13 protein-coding genes are annotated in these 18,229 nt (G+C 59.9%); 7 read left to right on the top strand and 6 right to left on the bottom strand.

Features of this window, described 5'->3' with window-relative positions:
• Nucleotides 1-7 precede the first annotated feature (7 nt).
• Both H4317_RS18785 and H4317_RS18780 read right to left on the bottom strand, forming a co-directional pair.
• Complete coding sequence (locus H4317_RS18785; RefSeq protein WP_185888080.1) at nt 8-766, bottom strand: carboxypeptidase-like regulatory domain-containing protein; 759 nt, start codon at nt 764-766, stop codon at nt 8-10.
• A gap of 137 nt (nt 767-903) precedes the next feature.
• Complete coding sequence (locus H4317_RS18780; protein WP_185888079.1) at nt 904-1,602, bottom strand: peptidase associated/transthyretin-like domain-containing protein; 699 nt, start codon at nt 1,600-1,602, stop codon at nt 904-906.
• A 174-nt stretch (nt 1,603-1,776) separates the two neighbouring features.
• On the opposite strand from H4317_RS18780, the gene H4317_RS18775 reads away from it, so the two are divergent.
• The 3 genes from H4317_RS18775 to H4317_RS18765 all read left to right on the top strand — a co-directional run bounded on the left by H4317_RS18775 (nt 1,777) and on the right by H4317_RS18765 (nt 9,702).
• Complete coding sequence (locus H4317_RS18775; protein WP_260625743.1) at nt 1,777-3,537, top strand: amino acid permease; 1,761 nt, start codon at nt 1,777-1,779, stop codon at nt 3,535-3,537.
• Between the two features lie 110 nt (nt 3,538-3,647).
• The gene (gene proA / locus H4317_RS18770) at nt 3,648-8,444 is read left to right on the top strand and encodes an anti-phage protein ProA (protein WP_185888078.1); all 4,797 of its coding nucleotides are present in this window, start codon (nt 3,648-3,650) and stop codon (nt 8,442-8,444) included.
• 286 nt (nt 8,445-8,730) lie between these two features.
• The gene (locus tag H4317_RS18765) at nt 8,731-9,702 is read left to right on the top strand and encodes a lipid A deacylase LpxR family protein (protein ID WP_185888077.1); all 972 of its coding nucleotides are present in this window, start codon (nt 8,731-8,733) and stop codon (nt 9,700-9,702) included.
• A 142-nt stretch (nt 9,703-9,844) separates the two neighbouring features.
• On the opposite strand, the gene H4317_RS18760 is transcribed toward H4317_RS18765, so the two are convergent.
• The 3 genes from H4317_RS18760 to dusB are packed head-to-tail and all read right to left on the bottom strand — an operon-like array spanning nt 9,845 to nt 13,056.
• Entirely contained in the window at nt 9,845-10,804 is a 960-nt protein-coding gene (locus H4317_RS18760) for a DMT family transporter (RefSeq protein ID WP_185888076.1), read from the bottom strand.
• Between the two features lie 60 nt (nt 10,805-10,864).
• A complete protein-coding gene (locus H4317_RS18755) occupies nt 10,865-12,025 on the bottom strand; it encodes a hypothetical protein (RefSeq protein ID WP_185888075.1) in 1,161 nt (386 codons plus the stop codon).
• A gap of 41 nt (nt 12,026-12,066) precedes the next feature.
• Nucleotides 12,067-13,056: a tRNA dihydrouridine synthase DusB gene (gene dusB / locus H4317_RS18750; protein WP_185888074.1), complete on the bottom strand. Its 990-nt coding sequence runs from the start codon at nt 13,054-13,056 to the stop codon at nt 12,067-12,069.
• A gap of 59 nt (nt 13,057-13,115) precedes the next feature.
• On the opposite strand from dusB, the gene H4317_RS18745 reads away from it, so the two are divergent.
• From H4317_RS18745 to H4317_RS18730, 4 genes are all read left to right on the top strand, one after another.
• Complete coding sequence (locus H4317_RS18745) at nt 13,116-14,159, top strand: CPBP family intramembrane glutamic endopeptidase (RefSeq protein ID WP_185888073.1); 1,044 nt, start codon at nt 13,116-13,118, stop codon at nt 14,157-14,159.
• A 91-nt stretch (nt 14,160-14,250) separates the two neighbouring features.
• The gene (locus H4317_RS18740; protein ID WP_185888072.1) at nt 14,251-15,195 is read left to right on the top strand and encodes a phosphatidate cytidylyltransferase; all 945 of its coding nucleotides are present in this window, start codon (nt 14,251-14,253) and stop codon (nt 15,193-15,195) included.
• A 217-nt stretch (nt 15,196-15,412) separates the two neighbouring features.
• A complete protein-coding gene (locus H4317_RS18735; protein WP_185888071.1) occupies nt 15,413-16,702 on the top strand; it encodes a Glu/Leu/Phe/Val family dehydrogenase in 1,290 nt (429 codons plus the stop codon).
• Between the two features lie 219 nt (nt 16,703-16,921).
• The gene (locus H4317_RS18730; RefSeq protein WP_185888070.1) at nt 16,922-17,602 is read left to right on the top strand and encodes a phosphatidylserine decarboxylase family protein; all 681 of its coding nucleotides are present in this window, start codon (nt 16,922-16,924) and stop codon (nt 17,600-17,602) included.
• Nucleotides 17,603-17,722: 120 nt separating this feature from the next.
• On the opposite strand, the gene H4317_RS18725 is transcribed toward H4317_RS18730, so the two are convergent.
• Nucleotides 17,723-18,205: a GAF domain-containing protein gene (locus H4317_RS18725; RefSeq protein WP_185888069.1), complete on the bottom strand. Its 483-nt coding sequence runs from the start codon at nt 18,203-18,205 to the stop codon at nt 17,723-17,725.
• Nucleotides 18,206-18,229: the final 24 nt, after the last annotated feature.

The raw sequence follows: 18,229 nt of genomic DNA, 5'->3' as shown, positions 1-18,229 counted from the left end.
TTTGGGGCTAGCGTTGAAAAGCGTAGCGGAACGGGTGCGAAATGCGCAGCCACAAGCCAGCAGGTGTGTACCAGGGGCGGTAGCCGAAACCCGTTATTTGTCCCATTATATCTGTAGCAAGGCGGATGGTCAATAGCTGGCCAGATGCTTGAATTACAGTAGCTATGGGTATTTCATCTGTTATATATCCGATGGAAGAAATACTAAGTGTGGACGCCAGTGAACTAGGAACTGCTAGTTCGAAAGTCCCATCGGCCACAGTGGAAATGCCAGTACTGGTGCCCTTCAATAGCACCGTCACGCCAGGAAGCACTTCGCCGGTTGCCTTGTCCACAACTCTGCCGCGTACCACTACTGTATCTGCTGGCTCATCAGCCACGCGCCGCTGATGGAGTAGCGCTGCTTTTTGCTCGTCGTGGCTTATCAGCTTCGGTAAGTATATCGAAACGGGCTGCTGACCACGGCTTTCTTCCGCTGCAATTTCCCGGAGTCCCAGCACCATAGCTGCGGCGGCCAGCCAGGTACGCCAGCGCGGAGCAACTGCCGAGTACGGATGCAATGTTCGGCCAAGCTGGTCGGGGCGGAACCGGCCGCAGGGCGCGGCGGCGTGCTGAAGCAGGGCTAGAATTTCGGCATCGGTTTTCTGGGTGAAGTCCAAGACTACTTTGTCGCAGGCAGCGCAGTGGCGGCCCTGGGCGGCAGGTGTCATCTGGGCCCAGCTTTCGTGGCAGGGCTGCGGAACGGCGAGCGAAACAGGACGGGGCATAGCAGCGAGTTGTGAGGTCTGCTTATCTGATGCCACCTTCCCCTGCATTCCACAAAGGCTACGGAAAAGTTTTCAAAAAAGAAGGTCCTGGCAACTTACCAGGACCTTTGTAATGAGCAAAAAGAACTATTTCTAGCCTAGTCCAGGGGTGGTTTCTGAGGTGGCTCGTGCTGCGCAATACGGCCCATAATCTGTCCCCGACCGGGAATAGATTTCAGACGCACAGTAAGCGGCGCCGGCGCTGGTGAGACTTTCACGGCCACGGTCTGCTTTTCGAACACGAAGGGGCTGGCCTGTACCCGCAGGTTCACGAGGTTGTTCTGGACTGGTGCCCAGAGCTGCTTCATTGTGAAGCTGAAGTTGCCCTGCTCGTCGGTCACGGCGCCGTAGGGCGTGTCGCCGATGAAAATTTCGGCTCCCTGCACGCCTAGCCCGGTAGAGTCGTCGAGGACGCGGCCTCGCACTGTAACCTGGCCTTTCGGGGCTTCGGCGTGGCTATCAGCCTGCTCGGTGGCGCGCGGTACTTCGCGCCGCGGCGACAGTGCTGCCGCTTCTTCCACGGCCAACAAGGGCTTTAGTCCCAATAGCGCTACGGCAGCCAGCAAGTATTTCCGCCAGCGTGGCTGGGGCGCAGCTACCGGCGCAAACTGCCCGGCCCGGAAAAAGCCGCAGACGCCGCCCGCCGCCGGCCGCGCCAGCCAGGCCGTTACTTCGGCTTCGCTCATGCCGGAAAAGTCCACGACTTCGTGCTGGCAGCTGGCGCAGTGGCGGCCGTCGGCGGTGGGCGTCATGGCGGCCCATGATTTGGGGCAGGGAGAAGGGACGGAGAAGGCCATGGGAAAGTGAAAAAGGGAGAAAAAGTGAAGCGGCTACAACCGTTTACGCATTCAGAGAAGGAAAGCTACCGAAAACCGGGCCACGATACCAAGATGCATCATTGCAAAGCCAGAAAGCAGCCTAGCCGCATTATTCTGTATCTTTTGCCCCTTAACCTCTCTCGCTAGCTGATTTTGTCTACTCCGCTTCCTCCCTCACGCCTCAGCGGTCTGTTTCGCCGCAAAAGCCTCAACGACATCCTGCACAACCCGCCCGCCGACGCCGAAGGCCACAGCCACGGCGGCCTAGAGCGCCACCTCACCGTCCGCGACCTGACGGCGCTGGGTATTGCGGCCGTTATCGGGGCCGGTATTTTCAGCACCATCGGCAATGCCTCGTACGATGGCGGGCCGGCCGTGTCGCTGCTATTTGTGTTTACGGCCATTGCCTGCGCGTTTTCGGCGCTGTGCTACGCGCAGTTTGCGGCCACTATTCCCGTCAGCGGTTCGGCCTACACCTACGCCTACGCCTCCTTCGGAGAACTGGCCGCCTGGATTATTGGCTGGGCCCTGATCATGGAATATGCTGTCGGCAACATTGTGGTGGCTATTTCGTGGTCTGACTACTTTACCGGGCTGCTGAGTGGCATGGGCGTTACGGTGCCGGTCTGGCTCACGATGGGCATGCAGAGCGCGCACAAATACTACAATGAAGTGCTGGAGTTGATGCAGGCCGGCAAGCCGCTGGCCGAAGCCTCGGCGGCGCAACTGGAAGGATACAAGGCCTGGAACACCGCGCCGGAGCTGTTCGGCGGCCTGCGTCTGGTCATCGATTTGCCCGCTGGCCTTATCACCCTGCTCATTACGGCTGTGGTGTATATCGGCATCAAGGAATCCAAGAACGCCTCCAACCTGCTGGTATTGTTGAAGTTGATTGTGGTGGCCACAGTTATCGGCGTGGGCGTATTCTACATCAACCCCGACAACTGGAGCCCGTTTGCTCCTAATGGCGTGGGTGGCGTGCTCAAAGGCGTGTCGGCAGTGTTCTTCGCCTACATCGGCTTCGACGCCATCAGCACCACGGCCGAGGAATGCAAAAATCCGCAGCGCGACCTGCCCCGCGCCATGATTTATGCCCTCATTATTTGCACGGTTCTCTACGTTATTATCACGCTGGTACTCACGGGTATGGTGAGCTACACGGAGCTGGGCGTCGGCGACCCGCTGGCGTTTGTATTCCAGAAAGTGGGCCTCAACTGGCTGGCGGGCGTGGTGGCGGTTTCGGCCATCTTCGCCATGGCCTCGGTGCTGCTGGTATTCCAGATCGGCCAGCCTCGCATCTGGATGACCATGAGCCGCGACGGACTGCTGCCCCCGGTGTTTGCCAAAGTGCACCCACGGTTCCATACGCCTTCGTTCAGCACCATTGTCACGGGCTTTTTTGTGGGCGTACCGGCCATGTTGCTGAACATGGATCTGGTGATTGATCTGACCTCTATCGGGACGCTGTTTGCCTTTGCGTTGGTGTGCGGCGGTATCCTGGTGATTGATCCGCACGGCAAGTCCGATGCCCGCTTCAAAGTGCCCTACATTGATGGGCAGTATCTGGTGCCGCTGGTGCTGCTGGTAGGGGCGGTGCTACTGTTCGTGTATAATGCCGCTGGAATTGAAGAATTCCGCAAGGCCCTGAGCAGCGGCTACGAAGAAGGCCGCCACTACATTCCGATGCTAGTGTTTTTCGTGGCTTGCCTGCTGCTGGCGTGGTATTCGTTCCGTAAGCACCTCTCGCTGCTGCCTACGCTGGGTCTACTCACCAACCTCTACCTGATGACGCAGCTCGGCATCAACAACTGGCTGCTGTTTTTCGGCTGGCTGATTATTGGGCTGGCGCTGTACTTCAACTACGGCTTCAAGCACTCGAAGCTAGGCCTGAAAAAAGCCGCGGCGCGCCGCTAAATTCTGATTTGACTCACTATTCTCCCAAACCCGCCGCCTGAGAAGGCTGGCGGGTTTGGTGTGTAAGCCGGTAACCCCCGCCGCCTTTTTCTGCCCTACTTTCTATTGCCATGGCTGCTGATTCCACGCTTGCTACTCGCCTAGAGGCCTCTCGCCGGGAACTGCTGGATTTGGGACTACGCAACCCGCTGCTCAACTTCCGGCCCTCGTCGGCACGAGGCGTCGGGGTGGTGCGCGAGCAGTCGGCGGCGGTGTATGAGGTGCTGGTGCGGCAGGGCAAACCCATGTATTTCCAAGCCGCGCCGGATGCTCAGCCTACCACCGCAAAACCAGCGGAGCCCAGCCAGGGCATGGCTGGTTTATCCGCCGACATAAATGCAGTACAGGAAGAGCGAAGCAAAGCGGAAACAGACCCTATTCCGACCCTAACTGACGTAACGGAAGCCGAGCACCAAACACCGCTCACAGACAATAGGCTGCAAACTGATGAGCCGGCAAATAAGCTGGAAAGCCGGCTACTCAACACGTATTACACGGCCCGCACCAGCTTGGAAGAGCAGGGCGTAAACATCCTGTACCTAGCGCTGGGCCAGCTGGTTTGGTACGAAGCCGAAAGCAGTCAGGAGCCCCGCTACGCCCCGTTGCTTTTGGTGCCCGTGCTGCTGGAGCGCGGCACCGCCGCTGAGCGGTTTCGGCTGCGCCACACTGGCGCCGAAACCGAAGGAAACCTCTCGTTGCAGGCGAAGCTGCGGACCGGTTTTGGGGTAGCGTTGCCCTTGCCCGAAGCTGATGATGACCTGCGCCCGGCCGAGTATTTTGCCACCGTGAGCCGCACCGTGGCCGGCTGGCCGCGCTGGCAGGTGCAGCCCGACAGCATTGCGCTGGGCTTCTTTTCGTTCGGGAAGTTCATGCTCTACCGCGACCTGGATCCTGCGCTTTGGCCCGCTGAAAACCCGCTGCTCGACCATCCGGCCATTGCCGCGCTGCTGGGCACCGATAACGGCTTCCAAGATGCCCCGCCCACCATCAGCGACACCGCCTTTCTCGACACCGAAAGTCCGGCCCATACGCTGCATCAGGTGCTGGACGCCGACAGCTCGCAGCTGCTGGCGCTACTGGCCGTGCACGAAGGCCGCAACCTCGTCATTCAGGGGCCGCCCGGCACCGGTAAGTCGCAGACTATTGCCAACCTGCTGGCTGAAGCCATTGGCGCCGGCAAAAAAGTGCTGTTCGTAGCCGAAAAAATGGCCGCGTTGGAAGTGGTGAAACGACGCCTTGACAACCTGGGCATAGGCGTGGCCTGCCTGGAGCTGCACAGCCACAAAGCCAACAAAAAAGCCCTGCACGACGAGCTGAAGCAGACGTTGAGCCTCGGCCGGCCGGCCATGGCCGCGCTGGTAGAAGACCAAGTGGCGCAGCTGCCCCGCTACCGCGCCGCCCTCAACGATTATGCGCTGGCCGTAAATGCCCCGCTAGGCCACAGCCGCCGCACCGCTCAGCAGGTGGTAGGCGAGTTAGCCCGCCTGAATGAAGTGCGCGGCACGGTGGAGCTGCCCCGACTCGTAATTCCCGATCTGTCTGAGTGGACCGATGCCGATGCCGCCCACGCCGAAACGCTGGCGGCCCGCGTGCAGGCCACTTTGCAGAAAGTCGGGAGGCCGAAAGACCTGCTGTTCTGGGGCAGTGAACTGACCGTGCTGCTGCCGGCTGAACAAGAGCTGCTGGCAAAGCGCCTGCACGAGGCTCAGGAAGCCGTGGCTGCCCTGCAGGTCGCCGCCGAAACCCTAGCCGGGCAGCTTGGTTTCCAGCGCGTGCCCTCCGACCGCGCCGCTGCTGAAGCTCTGCTACCCGCTGCCCGCCACGCGCTGCTGGCCCCCAATCTGAAAGGGGCCTCCGTGGCTGATAAAGCCTGGCTGGAACAGGCCAGCCGTATCAGCGAATTGCTGGAAGCGGGGGCCGCGCATACTAGGCTGCGCCAGCAGCACGAATCTATGTTGCTGCCCGAAGCCTGGGACCATCAGCTGCTTCTGGAGCGCGCCGCCTTCCTAAGCTACGGCGACAAGTGGTGGAACTTCCTGAGCAGTGACTACCGCAACGCCAAAAAGCGCCTGCAAAGCCTCTGGCGCGTGACCCTGCCCGCTGAAGTTGATTCCGTAGTCACCACCATCGATGCCATCCATGAAACGGCCCGCTACGAGCAGCAGCTCACGGAAGCCGGCAGCCAGATGAGCAGTTTGTTTGGGGCGGCGTGGCAGGGTGTACGTTCGGAGTGGCCGGCTCTTACGAAAACGCACGACTACCTGACTCGCACCCACCAGCGCATCAGCCGCAAAGAGCTGCCCGCCGCGCTGCTCGACTATCTGGCCCGCCAGCCACAGCTCGAAATCTTGGCACCGCTGCTGGCAGCCCTCGAAACTACCCTGACCCGGCACCGCACCGCTCTGCAAACCGTGGCCGATGTGCTGCAGCTTAACGCAGCCCGTCGGTTTGGCCCCGATGGCCGCCTGCAGTTTCAGCTCTTTGCCACGCAGCTTGCCACGCTTGCCGCTTGGGCCGCCGACCTGCCCGCCTTGCGCCTCACCACCGAATGGAACAACGTGGCCGCCGCCGTGCAGGCCGATGGCCTACCGGAACTGCTGTTGCTGGCTGAGCGCTGGGAGCCGGCTACCCGCTATCTGGTAGCGGCCGTGCGCCAGACGTGGCTGGAGTTTCTGCAGAAGCTAGCCTACGAGCAGCATCCGGCCCTGCGCCAGTTCGAGCGTGCCGGCCATGAGGAAATAGCCGCCCGCTTCCGTCAGGCCGACCGTGACTCGCTCTACCACAACCGGGTGCGGGCTATGCAGCAGCATTTCGGGCAGCTGCCTAATCAGCAGGCCGGCGGCCAGATGCTGCTGTTGCGTAATGAGTTTGCCAAGAAAACCCGCCACTTGCCGTTGCGCAAGCTCATGCAACAGGCTGGTCGGGCGGTGCAGGCCATCAAGCCGGTGTTTATGATGTCGCCGCTGTCGGTGGCCAGCTACCTGCCGCCAGGTGCCGTAGAGTTCGATTTGGTGGTGTTTGACGAAGCCAGCCAGGTGAAGCCCGTGGAGGCGCTGGGCGCTATTGCCCGCGGCCGGCAGCTGGTGGTAGTCGGCGACTCGAAGCAGCTGCCCCCTACGTCGTTCTTCGATTCACTCACAGGGGCCGGTGAAGAAGCCGATGAGGAAAACGTAACGGCCGATATCCAGAGTATTCTGGAGCTGTGTAAGGCCCGCCAGATGCCCGAGCGGATGCTGCGCTGGCACTACCGCAGCCTGCACCAAAGCCTGATTGCGGCCTCCAACCACTTGTTTTACGACGACAAGCTGGTGGTTTTCCCGAGTCCCGGTGGGCAGGAGCAGCTTGGGCTGATGTACCACCATTTGCCCAATACGCACTACGAGCGGGGCACCACGCGTACCAATCCGCAGGAGGCGCAGGCCGTGGCCGAGGCCGTGCTGCACCATGCCCGCACCACGCCGCGCCTCACCCTGGGGGTAGTGGCCTTTAGCACGGCGCAGCGCCAGGTCATCCAGGATGCGCTGGAAAAGCTGCGCCGCCAGCACCCCGAAACGGAGGAGTTTTTCAACCGCCATTCGCACGAGCCCTTCTTCGTAAAAAACCTGGAAAACGTGCAGGGTGATGAGCGAGACGTCATCCTGATCAGCATCGGTTACGGCCGCACCAGGGAAGGCTACCTGAGCATGAGCTTTGGTCCGCTGAACGCCGAAGGCGGCGAGCGGCGTCTCAACGTGCTCATCACCAGAGCTAAGCAGCGCTGCGAAGTCTTCACTAACCTCACCGCCGACGACCTGGACCTGAGCCGTACTAAGGCCCAGGGCGTGGTGGCGCTCAAAACCTTCCTGGGCTTCGCGCAGCACGGCCGCCTGAACCAGAATGAGGAAACCGACCGGGCCATGGAGTCGCCGTTTGAGGAAGCCGTGCACCGCGCCCTCACAGCTCGCGGCTACGTGGTGCGCCCCCAAATCGGCTCCCAGGGCTTCTACATCGATTTGGCCGTGGTAGACCCCGACCAGCCGGGGCGCTACGTGCTGGGCATTGAGTGCGACGGAGCCATGTATCACAGCGCCCGCTCGGCCCGCGACCGGGACCGGCTGCGGCAGGAAGTGCTGGAAAATGTGGGCTGGCGCCTGCACCGCATCTGGAGCACTGACTGGTTCCGGAACCCCGCCGCCGAAACCGAGCGAGCTGTGCAGGCCATTGAAGCAGCCCGCCGGCTCGCCGCACTCGATGAAGCCGACGAGCCGGAAGAAATACTGGTTCCGGTATCCAAATCCCCGTCCGGAATAGAACGGGAGGAAGCGCCCACAGCGTCTGTGGCTTTAGCCGAAGCCTATCAGGTGGCGCAGCTGCCGGCCGCCGTAGCGCACCGCGAACTGCACCAGCACAGCCTGAGCCAGTTGGCGCTGTGGCTGGCCCAGGTAGTCCGCATCGAAAGCCCGGTGCATATCGAGGAAGCTACCCGGCGGCTGGCGCAGGCCAGCGGCGCCACGCAGGTAGGTGCCCGCATCCGCAAGACCGGCCAAGATGCGGCCTTGCTAGCCCAAAACCTGCGCCATCTGCGCCGTGAAGGTGATTTTCTTTGGGACAATACCATGCAACAGCCCCCGCTTCGGAATCGGAGCCAGTTGCCAGCCGTGTCGCGCAAGTTTAGCTTCGTGGCTCCCGAGGAGTTGGCCCGCGCTCTGCGTACAGTAGTAGAGCAAAGATTTGCGCTGCCCCGCGAAGCCGTGTTTTTGCCGGCGGTGCGCCTGCTTGGCTTTACCCGCCTCAGCGAAGAAATGCGTCAGCAGCTGGAACCGGTGCTGGCTGGCCTGCTGGAACGCGGCGAGCTGGCGGAAGTGAATGGAGTATTGAAGCCAGTTTAACGGGGCTTGTGCACCGCGTTGCAGAAGCATTGAATTTGAAACCTGACCGCCGTGCTTTCAGTCGATGAAACTATCCTGCTCACGCTGCTCCTAGCGGGGGCAGTGCCCACATGGGCTGGTCGGGAACTGCAAGCCCAGCGCATAGCCGCCTAGCAGACAGCTAGTTCCCTGGAAGCTCATTAGTGGACCGAGAAACAGTCCTTCGCTGGCTTCGACGCGCTTCTGGGCACCGTCTGGAAAGCCATACCGATGATTGGTGCGTAGGTAGCGAAAAGTATTCCTGCTGATGCGCGTCTTTCTGCTTGCTGCCCTTTGCCTCATTACCGGTGTCGCCTGCGCCCAGCGCCTCGATAGTGCCCAAACTAGTCCAGACCGGCTGGTGTACTATACGTTTGCCAACGACGCCTTTTTTCGCACCGACTATTACTTCACGCAGGGCCAGACGCTCACGCTGGTGCTGCCGGCCCTGCGCCATTCGCCCGTAAACCGCATCCTGGGCCCGGTGCCGACGGGCAGCATACGCTACCACGGCATCCGGTTGCGCTACGACGGTTTTACGCCACTGCGCATTCAAGACCCGTTCATTCGGGTCGGTGACCGGCCGTACGCTTCGTATTGGTACGCCGACTTTTTTCGGGTGGCCAACCAGCCGACGCGCAAATTTCGCCTGACGACAGCGCTGAATTTGGGCTTTATGGGGCCGGCGGCCGGCGCAAAGGGCTTCCAAACCAAACTGCACGAATGGCTGGATGCACCCACGCCCCGCGGCTGGGATTATCAAATCCGCAACGACCTAGTGCTAGGCTATGCGGCCCGTGCGGAAAAGCAGCTGCTGGCCGTCGGCCGCGGAGCCGAGCTGATTGGCTCGGCTGATGCTTCGCTGGGCACGCTTTATACCTATGCCGGTGCCGGCGCACGCCTGCGGGTCGGGCTGCTCAATCCGTATTTCGACAACCTGGGCGTGAGTGGCCCGGCCTCTCGCGCCGGCCAGCGCCGCGTGCAGCTCTACGCCGAAGGCCAGCTGGAAGGCCGCCTCGTCGGCTACGATGCCACTCTACAGGGCGGCCTGTTTCGCTCCGACAACCCCTACACGCTGCCCGCTAATGCTATCAGCCGTACGGTGGCGCGCAGCACGGCTACCCTTGGGCTCGGCTACGCGGGCGTGCGGCTAGAAGCGTCTGCCGTACAGATTTCACCTGAGTTCAATGGCGCCCGCTCACACAAATGGGTGCAGTTCGGCGTACGAGTGGGGTTTTAAGTGGAAAGATGAGGATAGCAGGATAGAACGTCATTCCGAGCCTGCGAGGAATCTCGCGTGCTGACGGTGTAGTGGTATTTTACCACACTAGCGAGATTCCTCGCAGGCTCGGAATGACGTTCTTTATCCCCTCACCACCTCATCACTTTGCCCTGTGGATGATGAACACGCCGGCCAAAATGATGACCATGCCCAGTAGGTGCCACAGATTGAAGGCCTCGCCATCGAGCACGCCCCAGGTGAGGGCCACGATGGGAATGAGGTAGGTGTTGGAGGCTGCGAAAAGCGTGGTGCTCTGCTGAATCAGCTTGTTGAAGAGTACCATGGCCACAGCGGTGCTCATGGTAGCTAGCAGGGCAATGTAGCCGAGGGCCGTCCAGGCGCCCGGCACCGTGTCCAGCTTATGCGTGAAATCGGAGAAGCCGAACAGATAGAGTAGCCCCAGCGGCCCGATGCTGAGCAACGTGAGACTGGTGACAGCCACCGGCGAAGGACCGTGCAAATGTTGCTTTATTACGTTCACGCTGATGCCGTAGCCGATGGTGGCGGCCACAATGTAGAGCCCGTACCAGGCATTGGATTCGCCGGAGGGCGTGGCCGCGCCGCCGCTGCCGCCCAGCAGCATCAGGACCACCGTGCCCACTAGGCCCAGCGCAATACCCAGTACCCGCAGGCTGGTGAGCTTCTGCCCGAACAGCACTGCACCTACCACCAGCGTAAACACGGCCGTCAAGCCATTGAGCACCCCGGCTAGGCCTGAGGCCAGCTTGGTTTCGGCGTAGGCAAAAAGGAAAGCCGGAAAAAACGTGCCCACCACCCCGCTCAGCAGCAGCCACTTGTAGCGGCCGGAATCGACGCGGCGCACGTTGCGGAGCGCAAACGGCAGCAACAGCAGCGCCGCAATGCTCACTCGTGCTGCGCCCAGCTCCATAGCCGAAAACACGACCAGCCCCTTTTTCATCAGAATGAACGAAGTGCCCCAAATGCTAGCCAGCACCACCAGGAGCACCCACGCCGACGCCGAAATGCGCTGCGGCGGGGGCGGCGCCACAGGTGGCAGGTTAGGAGCAGAGGTGATGGCCGGGGCGGGAGGGGTGGGCATGGGAGCGAGGGAGCAAAAGCCTACAAAGATAACCTGCCTATAGGTGCCAGTTGGGAAAACCTATTGGTAGTAGGTGTACTGCCAACGCGTGCGGCTCTGCGCGTCAGCGGGAAGAAATACAGTGTCGGGTCGTGAGTTTTTGGCCTCAATGCTCTCTGCCAGGTGGCCGCGCTGGTTGTAGCGGTTGGTAGTGCGCTGCTTTTCAATTTCCTGCGCCCGGTACCAAAGCTCAGGCGCATTATCGTAGCGAGTGAAGCGGAACAGGCTGTCGACCGGATGCGTGACGGCGCGGAGTGCTTCGGCGGCCAGGTAGGGCCTGTTGTGAGCGGTGTACTCTGTTGCGTCGAGCAGTTGGCCATCGGAGCGGTAGCGCCAGTAACTGATGTGTTGCCCGTAGAGGTTGGGCTGCTCGGGGCCGGTACGGGGCGTATAGCGGTTGTCGCCGTCGTAGCGGGAGTATTCGCGTACCTCGCTCATCCACAACGAATTTTCGGTGAGTAGCTGGTGCTGGCTGTTAAAAGTTAATAGGCGCAGGTCGCGGAGCTGGGTCATGCCGCGGCGCAAGTTGTAGCTCACGCGGCGCGTCATGTTGCCGGCGGCATCGTAGTACATCGAGTCCAGCTCTACGGGTACTATCAAGTCGTCCAGTCGCAGCTTGGCAGTTAGGCGGCGGTTGGCGTTGTAGAAATAGAGGTAGCGGGTGCCTAAGCTAAAATGGTCGGAGCCACTACCGCCGGGGGTTACTTGTTCCGTAAAGTTGCCCCAATCATCGTAGCTGTAGAAGTTGGTAGCGTGGAAAGAAGCTGGGCTGGTGGAGTCGGCCGGGTACTCATCATATTCCTGTATCCGGTGGCCGCAGTCCGTGAATACGGCGTGGTGCGTGTGGTACCACTTGCCATCCTGATAAAACCGCGTCGCCAGCACGTGGCCCATGTCATCCTTGACTGCGTCATGCCATCCAGCCGACGTGGAGGACTGGCTTGTCTCTTCGGGCGTCTGCGGAGTGATGGAATACACTAGGGCACCCGAGCGCGCAAACCGGTAGGTGCGCTGCTCCCGGACCCAGTGGCCGTCCTCTTCATCTGGATAGTAGGAGCGTACACATATCGTCTGCAGGTGGGCCTTGCGTACGGCAGCCGAGTCCTGAAAATCGGGCAACTGCGCGTAGCTCCGCACTCCGGCAACTGTCAGTAGCAGGAACATGAAAAGCCAGACGCGCATGTAGCCAAGTCGTAGCACGTCAATAAACTATAGAACGGATGCTACCCTACCAAAACTGGCTCGGCAGCAATAATTTCGTTCAGGATGGCGTGCACTTCGTCCACAGAATCGGTTTCGACGAGGCGCATACGCCACTGCTTGGCGCCTTCGAGGCCCCGGAAATACTGGGCGTAGTGGCGGCGCATCTCAAAGATGCCCACGCGCCCACCTTTCCACTCAATGCTCTTCTCGAAGTGCATGCGGCACATGTTCACGCGTTCCTCCACGGTAGGCGGAGCCAGTAGCTCGCCGGTAGCCACATAGTGCTTCACTTCCCTGAAAATCCAGGGGTAGCCGATGCTGGCGCGGCCTATCATCACACCATCCACGCCGTAGCGGTTTTTGTATTCCACGGCTTTCTGGGGCGAGTCGATGTCGCCGTTGCCGAAGATGGGGATTTTGATGCGCGGGTTGTTTTTGATAGCTGCAATCAGGCGCCAGTCGGCGTCGCCCTTATACATCTGCACGCGGGTGCGGCCGTGTACTGTGAGGGCCTCAATGCCGATGTCCTGCAACCGCTCGGCCACGTCTTCCACGTTTTTGGTGGTATCGTCCCAGCCGAGGCGGGTTTTCACGGTTACGGGCAGGTGCGTGGCTTTCACAACGGCCTCCGTCATCTGCACCATTTTGGGAATGTCGCGCAGTAGAGCGGCGCCGGCACCGCGGCAGGCTACTTGCTTCACGGGACAGCCGTAATTGATGTCGATGAGGTCGGGGCCCGCCAGGGTGCTGATGCGGGCACACTCGCCCATGGTCTCCACATCGGAGCCAAAGAGCTGAATGCCAATGGGCCGTTCGTAGTCGAACACGTCGAGCTTCTTGCGGCTTTTAGCGGCGTCGCGGATAAGACCTTCCGAGGAAATGAACTCGGTGTACATCAAATCGGCGCCGTTGGCTTTGCACACGGCCCGAAACGGCGGGTCCGACACGTCCTCCATGGGCGCGAGCAGCAACGGGAAATCAGGCAAAGCAATGTCGCGGATGTAGACCACGGATAGGGGAGTTAGCGGATTTTACGCAAATTTACGACACTTCTAACTACCCGCGCCCCATGAAAGGTTTCGTGTCCAGCCGTCTACACCCATTTGTCAACCTGCTATTGCTGGTGGGGCTGATGCTGCTGGCCCTGTGCCTGGCCGGTTTCCTGATGGCGGTACTCAGCAACCTGTTTTTTGGCGTCGGCCTGCTTGAAATCGGCAACGTCACGAAAGACCCGTCGGCCAACCCGCAAGGCTGGGGCGTCTCGATGCTGAGCCAGGGCGTGCTGCTGTTTGTGGGCTTTGGCGGGGCTGCGCTGGCATTGCCCCTGATTACTGGCTACTCGTTGCAGGACTATTTCACGCCGCGCCGGCCCGTGCCGGCCGTGTGGCTGCTGGGCGCAGCCGGCGCCGTAATTCTGAGCGTGCCGTTTATGTCGGGGCTGGTAGAATGGAACGCCAACGCGCACTTTCCCGGCTTCCTGAAAGGCCTGGAAACTGAGGCCCGCGAGCTGGAAGAGCGCGCCCAGGAGCTAACGCGCTACCTCACGCAGTTCAGCTCGCCCACTCGGTTTCTGGTGGGGTTGCTGGTTATTGCCGTGGTGCCGGCTATTGCCGAAGAACTGGTGTTCCGGGGCGTGGTGCAGCGGAATCTGGTGCAGTGGTTTGGCTCTAGGCATGTAGGCGTGTGGCTGGCGGCGGCCATTTTCAGTGCTATTCACTTTCAGTTTTTTGGCTTCATCCCGCGCTTCATTCTGGGGCTGTTGTTGGGCTATCTGTATGAGTGGAGCGGCAATATTCTGGTACCAATGGCGGCCCACTTCACGCAGAATGCCTTCCAGATTGTGCTGCTTTATGCCCAGCAACGCGGCGCTTTCTCCACCTTCGACCCCGATTCGACGGAGGCGCTACCGTGGTGGCAGCAGTTGATTTCGCTGGTTCTGACTGGCGCGGCGCTTTGGTTGCTCTACCAACGCACGCTACAGCCCACCACCGCGCAGCTGCCCACCGAAATGCACACGCTGGGCCGTGGCGGCGCGGCCATTGCGCATCCCACAACCCCGCCTCCCGCTGGCCGTACCCTCAGCCACGACGGCGTTGACATCAGCCGCGACTAGCCGCGTGCCCGGTATGCGTGGCTTCGGCCGCCACTGCCTGCTTCTTCTCTTTGTTCCCTGACCTGGGCCCGTGCCCTTAGTACTTCCCCTTTTGTCCGAAACCGCTCCTTCTGTCTCTACTGATCCTGCCACGCCGGGCAAAAAGCCGATGTCCAACTTAGGTCAGCGGATTCTTTTTGGTCTGATTGGGGCTGCCATGCTGCTGGTCAGCATCTGGTACAGCGCCTGGACGTTTGCGGCATTCTTTGCCGTGGTGCAAGTGCGCATGCTATGGGAGTTTTACCGCATGATGCGGCAAGTGGGCTACAAGCCAGCGGCCTTGCTGGGAGGAACCATCAGTGTGCTGCTTTTCGCGGGTGTTTTCTACTATCAGAATGTCCATACCGTTCTGCTGCACTCAACTGATGTGTATGAGCAGCAAAATCTACCCAATCTGCTTCGGTGGGTCCGGAATGGAATGCTGGCGCTGGTGCTGAATTTGCCTGTCGTCCTGATACTTCGGGAAATGTATGCTTGGCCACGCGAAAAGCAGGATTTCTCGCCTTTTTCCAACGTAGGCGTGGCCCTGTTGGGTCTTCTTTACGTGAGTCTGCCGATGAGCTTGCTCAATGTAGTGGCGTTCAACGAACAAGGCTACGATTACCGACGCATTCTGGCGCTGCTGCTATTGGTCTGGTCCTCAGATATTGGAGCGTATGCAGCAGGCAAGTCGTTTGGCAAGCACAAACTGGCCCCCAAAATTTCGCCCGGCAAAACCTGGGAAGGCGCCATTGGAGGCTTTCTGCTGACGCTGGCTATGGGCTGGGCGCTGGGCTATCTGCTGCCCGAACTCTCGCTCACCTACCGCCTCGTGGTGGCTGGGGTAGTGGCTGTATTCGGCCCGCTCGGTGACTTAGCGGAGTCCATGCTCAAGCGCAGTGTGGGCGTCAAGGACTCCGGCCGCATCATGCCCGGCCACGGTGGCCTGCTCGACCGGTTTGATGCTTTCCTATTTATTCTGCCTGTGCTGGCGCTGCTACAGTTGCTGCTAGGCTAATTGCCGAAACATTTGGCTCTAGCGGGCCGCGCGCAATTCCCCAGACTCGTATGGTGCGCCACGCCGAGTGAAGGCGGGTTTCTTTCACTTTCCAAGTCTGGCCGAGTATGTAGTAAACCCACTACCTTTGGCCCCCAAACTGACCTGCGTGCACTCATTGCCGCCCCCGGCGGAGTGCCGTTTATTCAAATTCCCCACCCCCCAAACCTAACCCCGTATGGCTGCCACCACGGTGTACAAAGAGCCGGCTCCCCGCGTCGATGCCGAAAATCCCCTCGAATCCATGATGTCGCGTTTCAACGTGGCCACGGAAATCCTGGGTCTTGACGAAGAAACTTACGACGTACTCAAAGCGCCCGACAAGCAGGTTATCGTGCACATTCCCGTCACGATGGATAACGGCAAGGTGCGCGTATTTGAAGGCTACCGTGTGGTGCACAACACCATTCTGGGCCCTTCAAAAGGCGGTATCCGCTACGACAAAAACGTGCACCTCGACGAGGTGAAGGCACTGGCCGCTTGGATGACGTGGAAGTGCGCTGTGGTTGACCTACCCTATGGCGGTGCCAAAGGGGGTATCATCTGCGACCCGACGACCATGAGCGCCGGCGAAATCGAGCGTCTGACCCGCGGCTACACTATGGCCCTGAAAGACGTGTTCGGTCCCGATAAGGACATTCCGGCTCCCGATATGGGCACCGGCCCGCGCGAAATGGCGTGGCTGATGGACGAATTCTCCAAAACGGTAGGTGCTACGTCGCCGGCCGTTGTGACGGGTAAGCCGCTGGTAATGGGTGGCTCGTTGGGCCGCACTGAGGCTACTGGCCGGGGCGTAATGGTATCGGCACTGGCTGCTCTCAAGAAGCTGGATCTGGACCCCACTAAGGTATCAGCGGCGGTGCAGGGCTTCGGCAATGTAGGCTCGTGGGCCGCGAAGCTGCTGAGCGAGCAGGGCGTGAAAATCAAGTGCATTTCTGACGTAAGCGGTGCTTACTGGAATGAGGCTGGCATCAACATCGATGAGGCCGTAGCCTACAAAAACGCTCATAAAGGCCGCCTCGACGGTTTCGACGGAGCCACGCTCATGGACAATGCCGACGACCTGCTGACTTCCGATGTGGACGTACTGGTGCCGGCTGCCGTGGAAGACGTTATTACAGAGCACAATGCGCACAACATCAAGGCCAAGCTAATTGTAGAGGGCGCCAATGGTCCAACTTCGGCTTCCGCTGACCCCATCATCAATGAGAAAGGTATCATGGTGGTGCCGGACATTCTGGCCAACTCGGGCGGCGTAACTGTGTCGTACTTCGAGTGGGTACAGAACCGCCAAGGCTTCAAATGGACCGAGGAAATGGTGACCGAGCGCGCCGACCGGATTATGTCCGATGCCTTCGAGAAGGTGTACGCCACCAGCCAGAAATACAACATTCCGATGCGCATTGCGGCCTACGTAGTAGCCATCGATAAAGTAGCCCAGACGTACCGCTTCCGCGGCGGCTTCTAAGCCTGCCTGGCTGCCCGCTTCGGATTTACTAGCTCGCAGCTCGACTTTTTTAGCAGCTAATTCGTACCATTGATAGGCCCGGACCATACGGTCCGGGCTATCTTTGTAAAAAGAGTACCCTATTTTGTCACGCAAGCAGGCCTGTCTGCTTTGTATTCCGATTGATTAACCGGCCGCCACTACCCGCGAAAACCGTGTAATCTGCCACATCTGCGCTTCATGAAGATCCACAAAGAAGGACGACGAATACTGTTCTTTACCCTGCTGGCCCTGTTGGCCATCAACTTGCTACTGTTCCGGGTGAATGCGGAAAACCTGCTCTTCAATCAGATTTTCGCGGGCGCATCAGCCATTGCGTTTCTGCTCTTGCTGCAGTTTTTCCGGAGCCCGGCCCGGCGCCTATTCACCCACGAAGACCTGCTCGTGGCCCCAGCCGACGGCAAGGTAGTGGTGATTGAGGACGTGCATGAGCCGGAATACTTTGATGATGTGCGCAAGCAGATCAGCATTTTCATGTCGCCGATTAATGTGCACATCACCCGCAACCCGATTTCGGGTATTGTGCGCTACTTCAAGTACCATCCCGGCAATTACCTGGTGGCTTGGCACCCTAAAAGTAGCACTAAAAACGAGCGTACTACGGTGGTAGTGGAGTCGGAAGCAGGTCCGTTTGTGCTGTTCCGCCAGATTGCCGGCGCTATGGCCCGCCGCATCGTGTGGTATGTAAACGAGGGCGACGAAGTAAGCCAAGGCGAAGAGTTTGGCTTCATCAAGTTCGGTTCCCGCGTCGATATTTTCGTGCCCGTAGACACAGACGTGAAAGTGCAGATCGGCGAAAAAGTAAAGGGTGGCCAAACGGTTATTGCCCAGCTGAAAACCGAAGCGCCAAGCCTGTTTTAGAGCTTAACAACTCGGTAGCAGCTATATGCATAACTACACAAAAAGGCCCGGCGCTTTAGCGTCGGGCCTTTTTGTGTAGTTATCGGTTGTTCTGGAGTTAAGCAATGACAGGATAGTCGGTTAAAACCACCGAGCTGCCAGTGCCATCAATTGCTCCAACGCCTGCTGGTCGTTGTGGTCAAAGTCGTTGAGCTGGTCGCTGTCCACATCGAGTACTGCTACTACTTGGCCGTCTTTCAACACGGGCACCACTATTTCAGATTTGGACTCGGAGCTGCAGGCAATATGGCCGGGAAACTGCTCTACATCGGGCACCAGCAGGGTAGTGGCCTGGGCCCAGCTGCTGCCGCATACGCCCTTGCCGCGCCGAATGCGGGTACAGGCAATAGGCCCCTGGAATGGTCCCAGCACCAGTTCCTCGTCTTTTACAAGGTAGAAGCCTACCCAGAAAAAACCGAAAGCCTGCCGGAGCGCGGCCACGGTATTGGCTAGGTTGGCCACCAGATCCGGTTCGCCGGTAGTCAGGGCTTCAATCTGGGGTAGGAGTTGGTGGTATTGTTCGGCTTTAGTGAGGGTGGTATCGAGGTGCAGTTCTTCGGCCATGGGTTGAATACGGAAGTGAGGTGA

The organism is Hymenobacter sediminicola, assembly GCF_014250515.1.
Classification (GTDB): Bacteria; Bacteroidota; Bacteroidia; order Cytophagales; family Hymenobacteraceae; genus Hymenobacter; species Hymenobacter sediminicola.
This window is presented reverse-complemented; position numbering and strand designations above follow the sequence as displayed.

What these genes read in the sequence shown, in the direction of transcription:
- H4317_RS18785 (WP_185888080.1), bottom strand. Translation starts at nt 766, where the DNA reads ATGCCCCGTCCTGTTTCGCTCGCCGTTCCGCAGCCCTGCCACGAAAGC.
- H4317_RS18780 (WP_185888079.1), bottom strand. Translation starts at nt 1,602, where the DNA reads ATGGCCTTCTCCGTCCCTTCTCCCTGCCCCAAATCATGGGCCGCCATG.
- proA (WP_185888078.1), top strand. Translation starts at nt 3,648, where the DNA reads ATGGCTGCTGATTCCACGCTTGCTACTCGCCTAGAGGCCTCTCGCCGG.
- H4317_RS18765 (WP_185888077.1), top strand. Translation starts at nt 8,731, where the DNA reads ATGCGCGTCTTTCTGCTTGCTGCCCTTTGCCTCATTACCGGTGTCGCC.
- H4317_RS18760 (WP_185888076.1), bottom strand. Translation starts at nt 10,804, where the DNA reads ATGCCCACCCCTCCCGCCCCGGCCATCACCTCTGCTCCTAACCTGCCA.
- H4317_RS18755 (WP_185888075.1), bottom strand. Translation starts at nt 12,025, where the DNA reads ATGCGCGTCTGGCTTTTCATGTTCCTGCTACTGACAGTTGCCGGAGTG.
- H4317_RS18745 (WP_185888073.1), top strand. Translation starts at nt 13,116, where the DNA reads ATGAAAGGTTTCGTGTCCAGCCGTCTACACCCATTTGTCAACCTGCTA.
- H4317_RS18735 (WP_185888071.1), top strand. Translation starts at nt 15,413, where the DNA reads ATGGCTGCCACCACGGTGTACAAAGAGCCGGCTCCCCGCGTCGATGCC.
- H4317_RS18730 (WP_185888070.1), top strand. Translation starts at nt 16,922, where the DNA reads ATGAAGATCCACAAAGAAGGACGACGAATACTGTTCTTTACCCTGCTG.
- H4317_RS18725 (WP_185888069.1), bottom strand. Translation starts at nt 18,205, where the DNA reads ATGGCCGAAGAACTGCACCTCGATACCACCCTCACTAAAGCCGAACAA.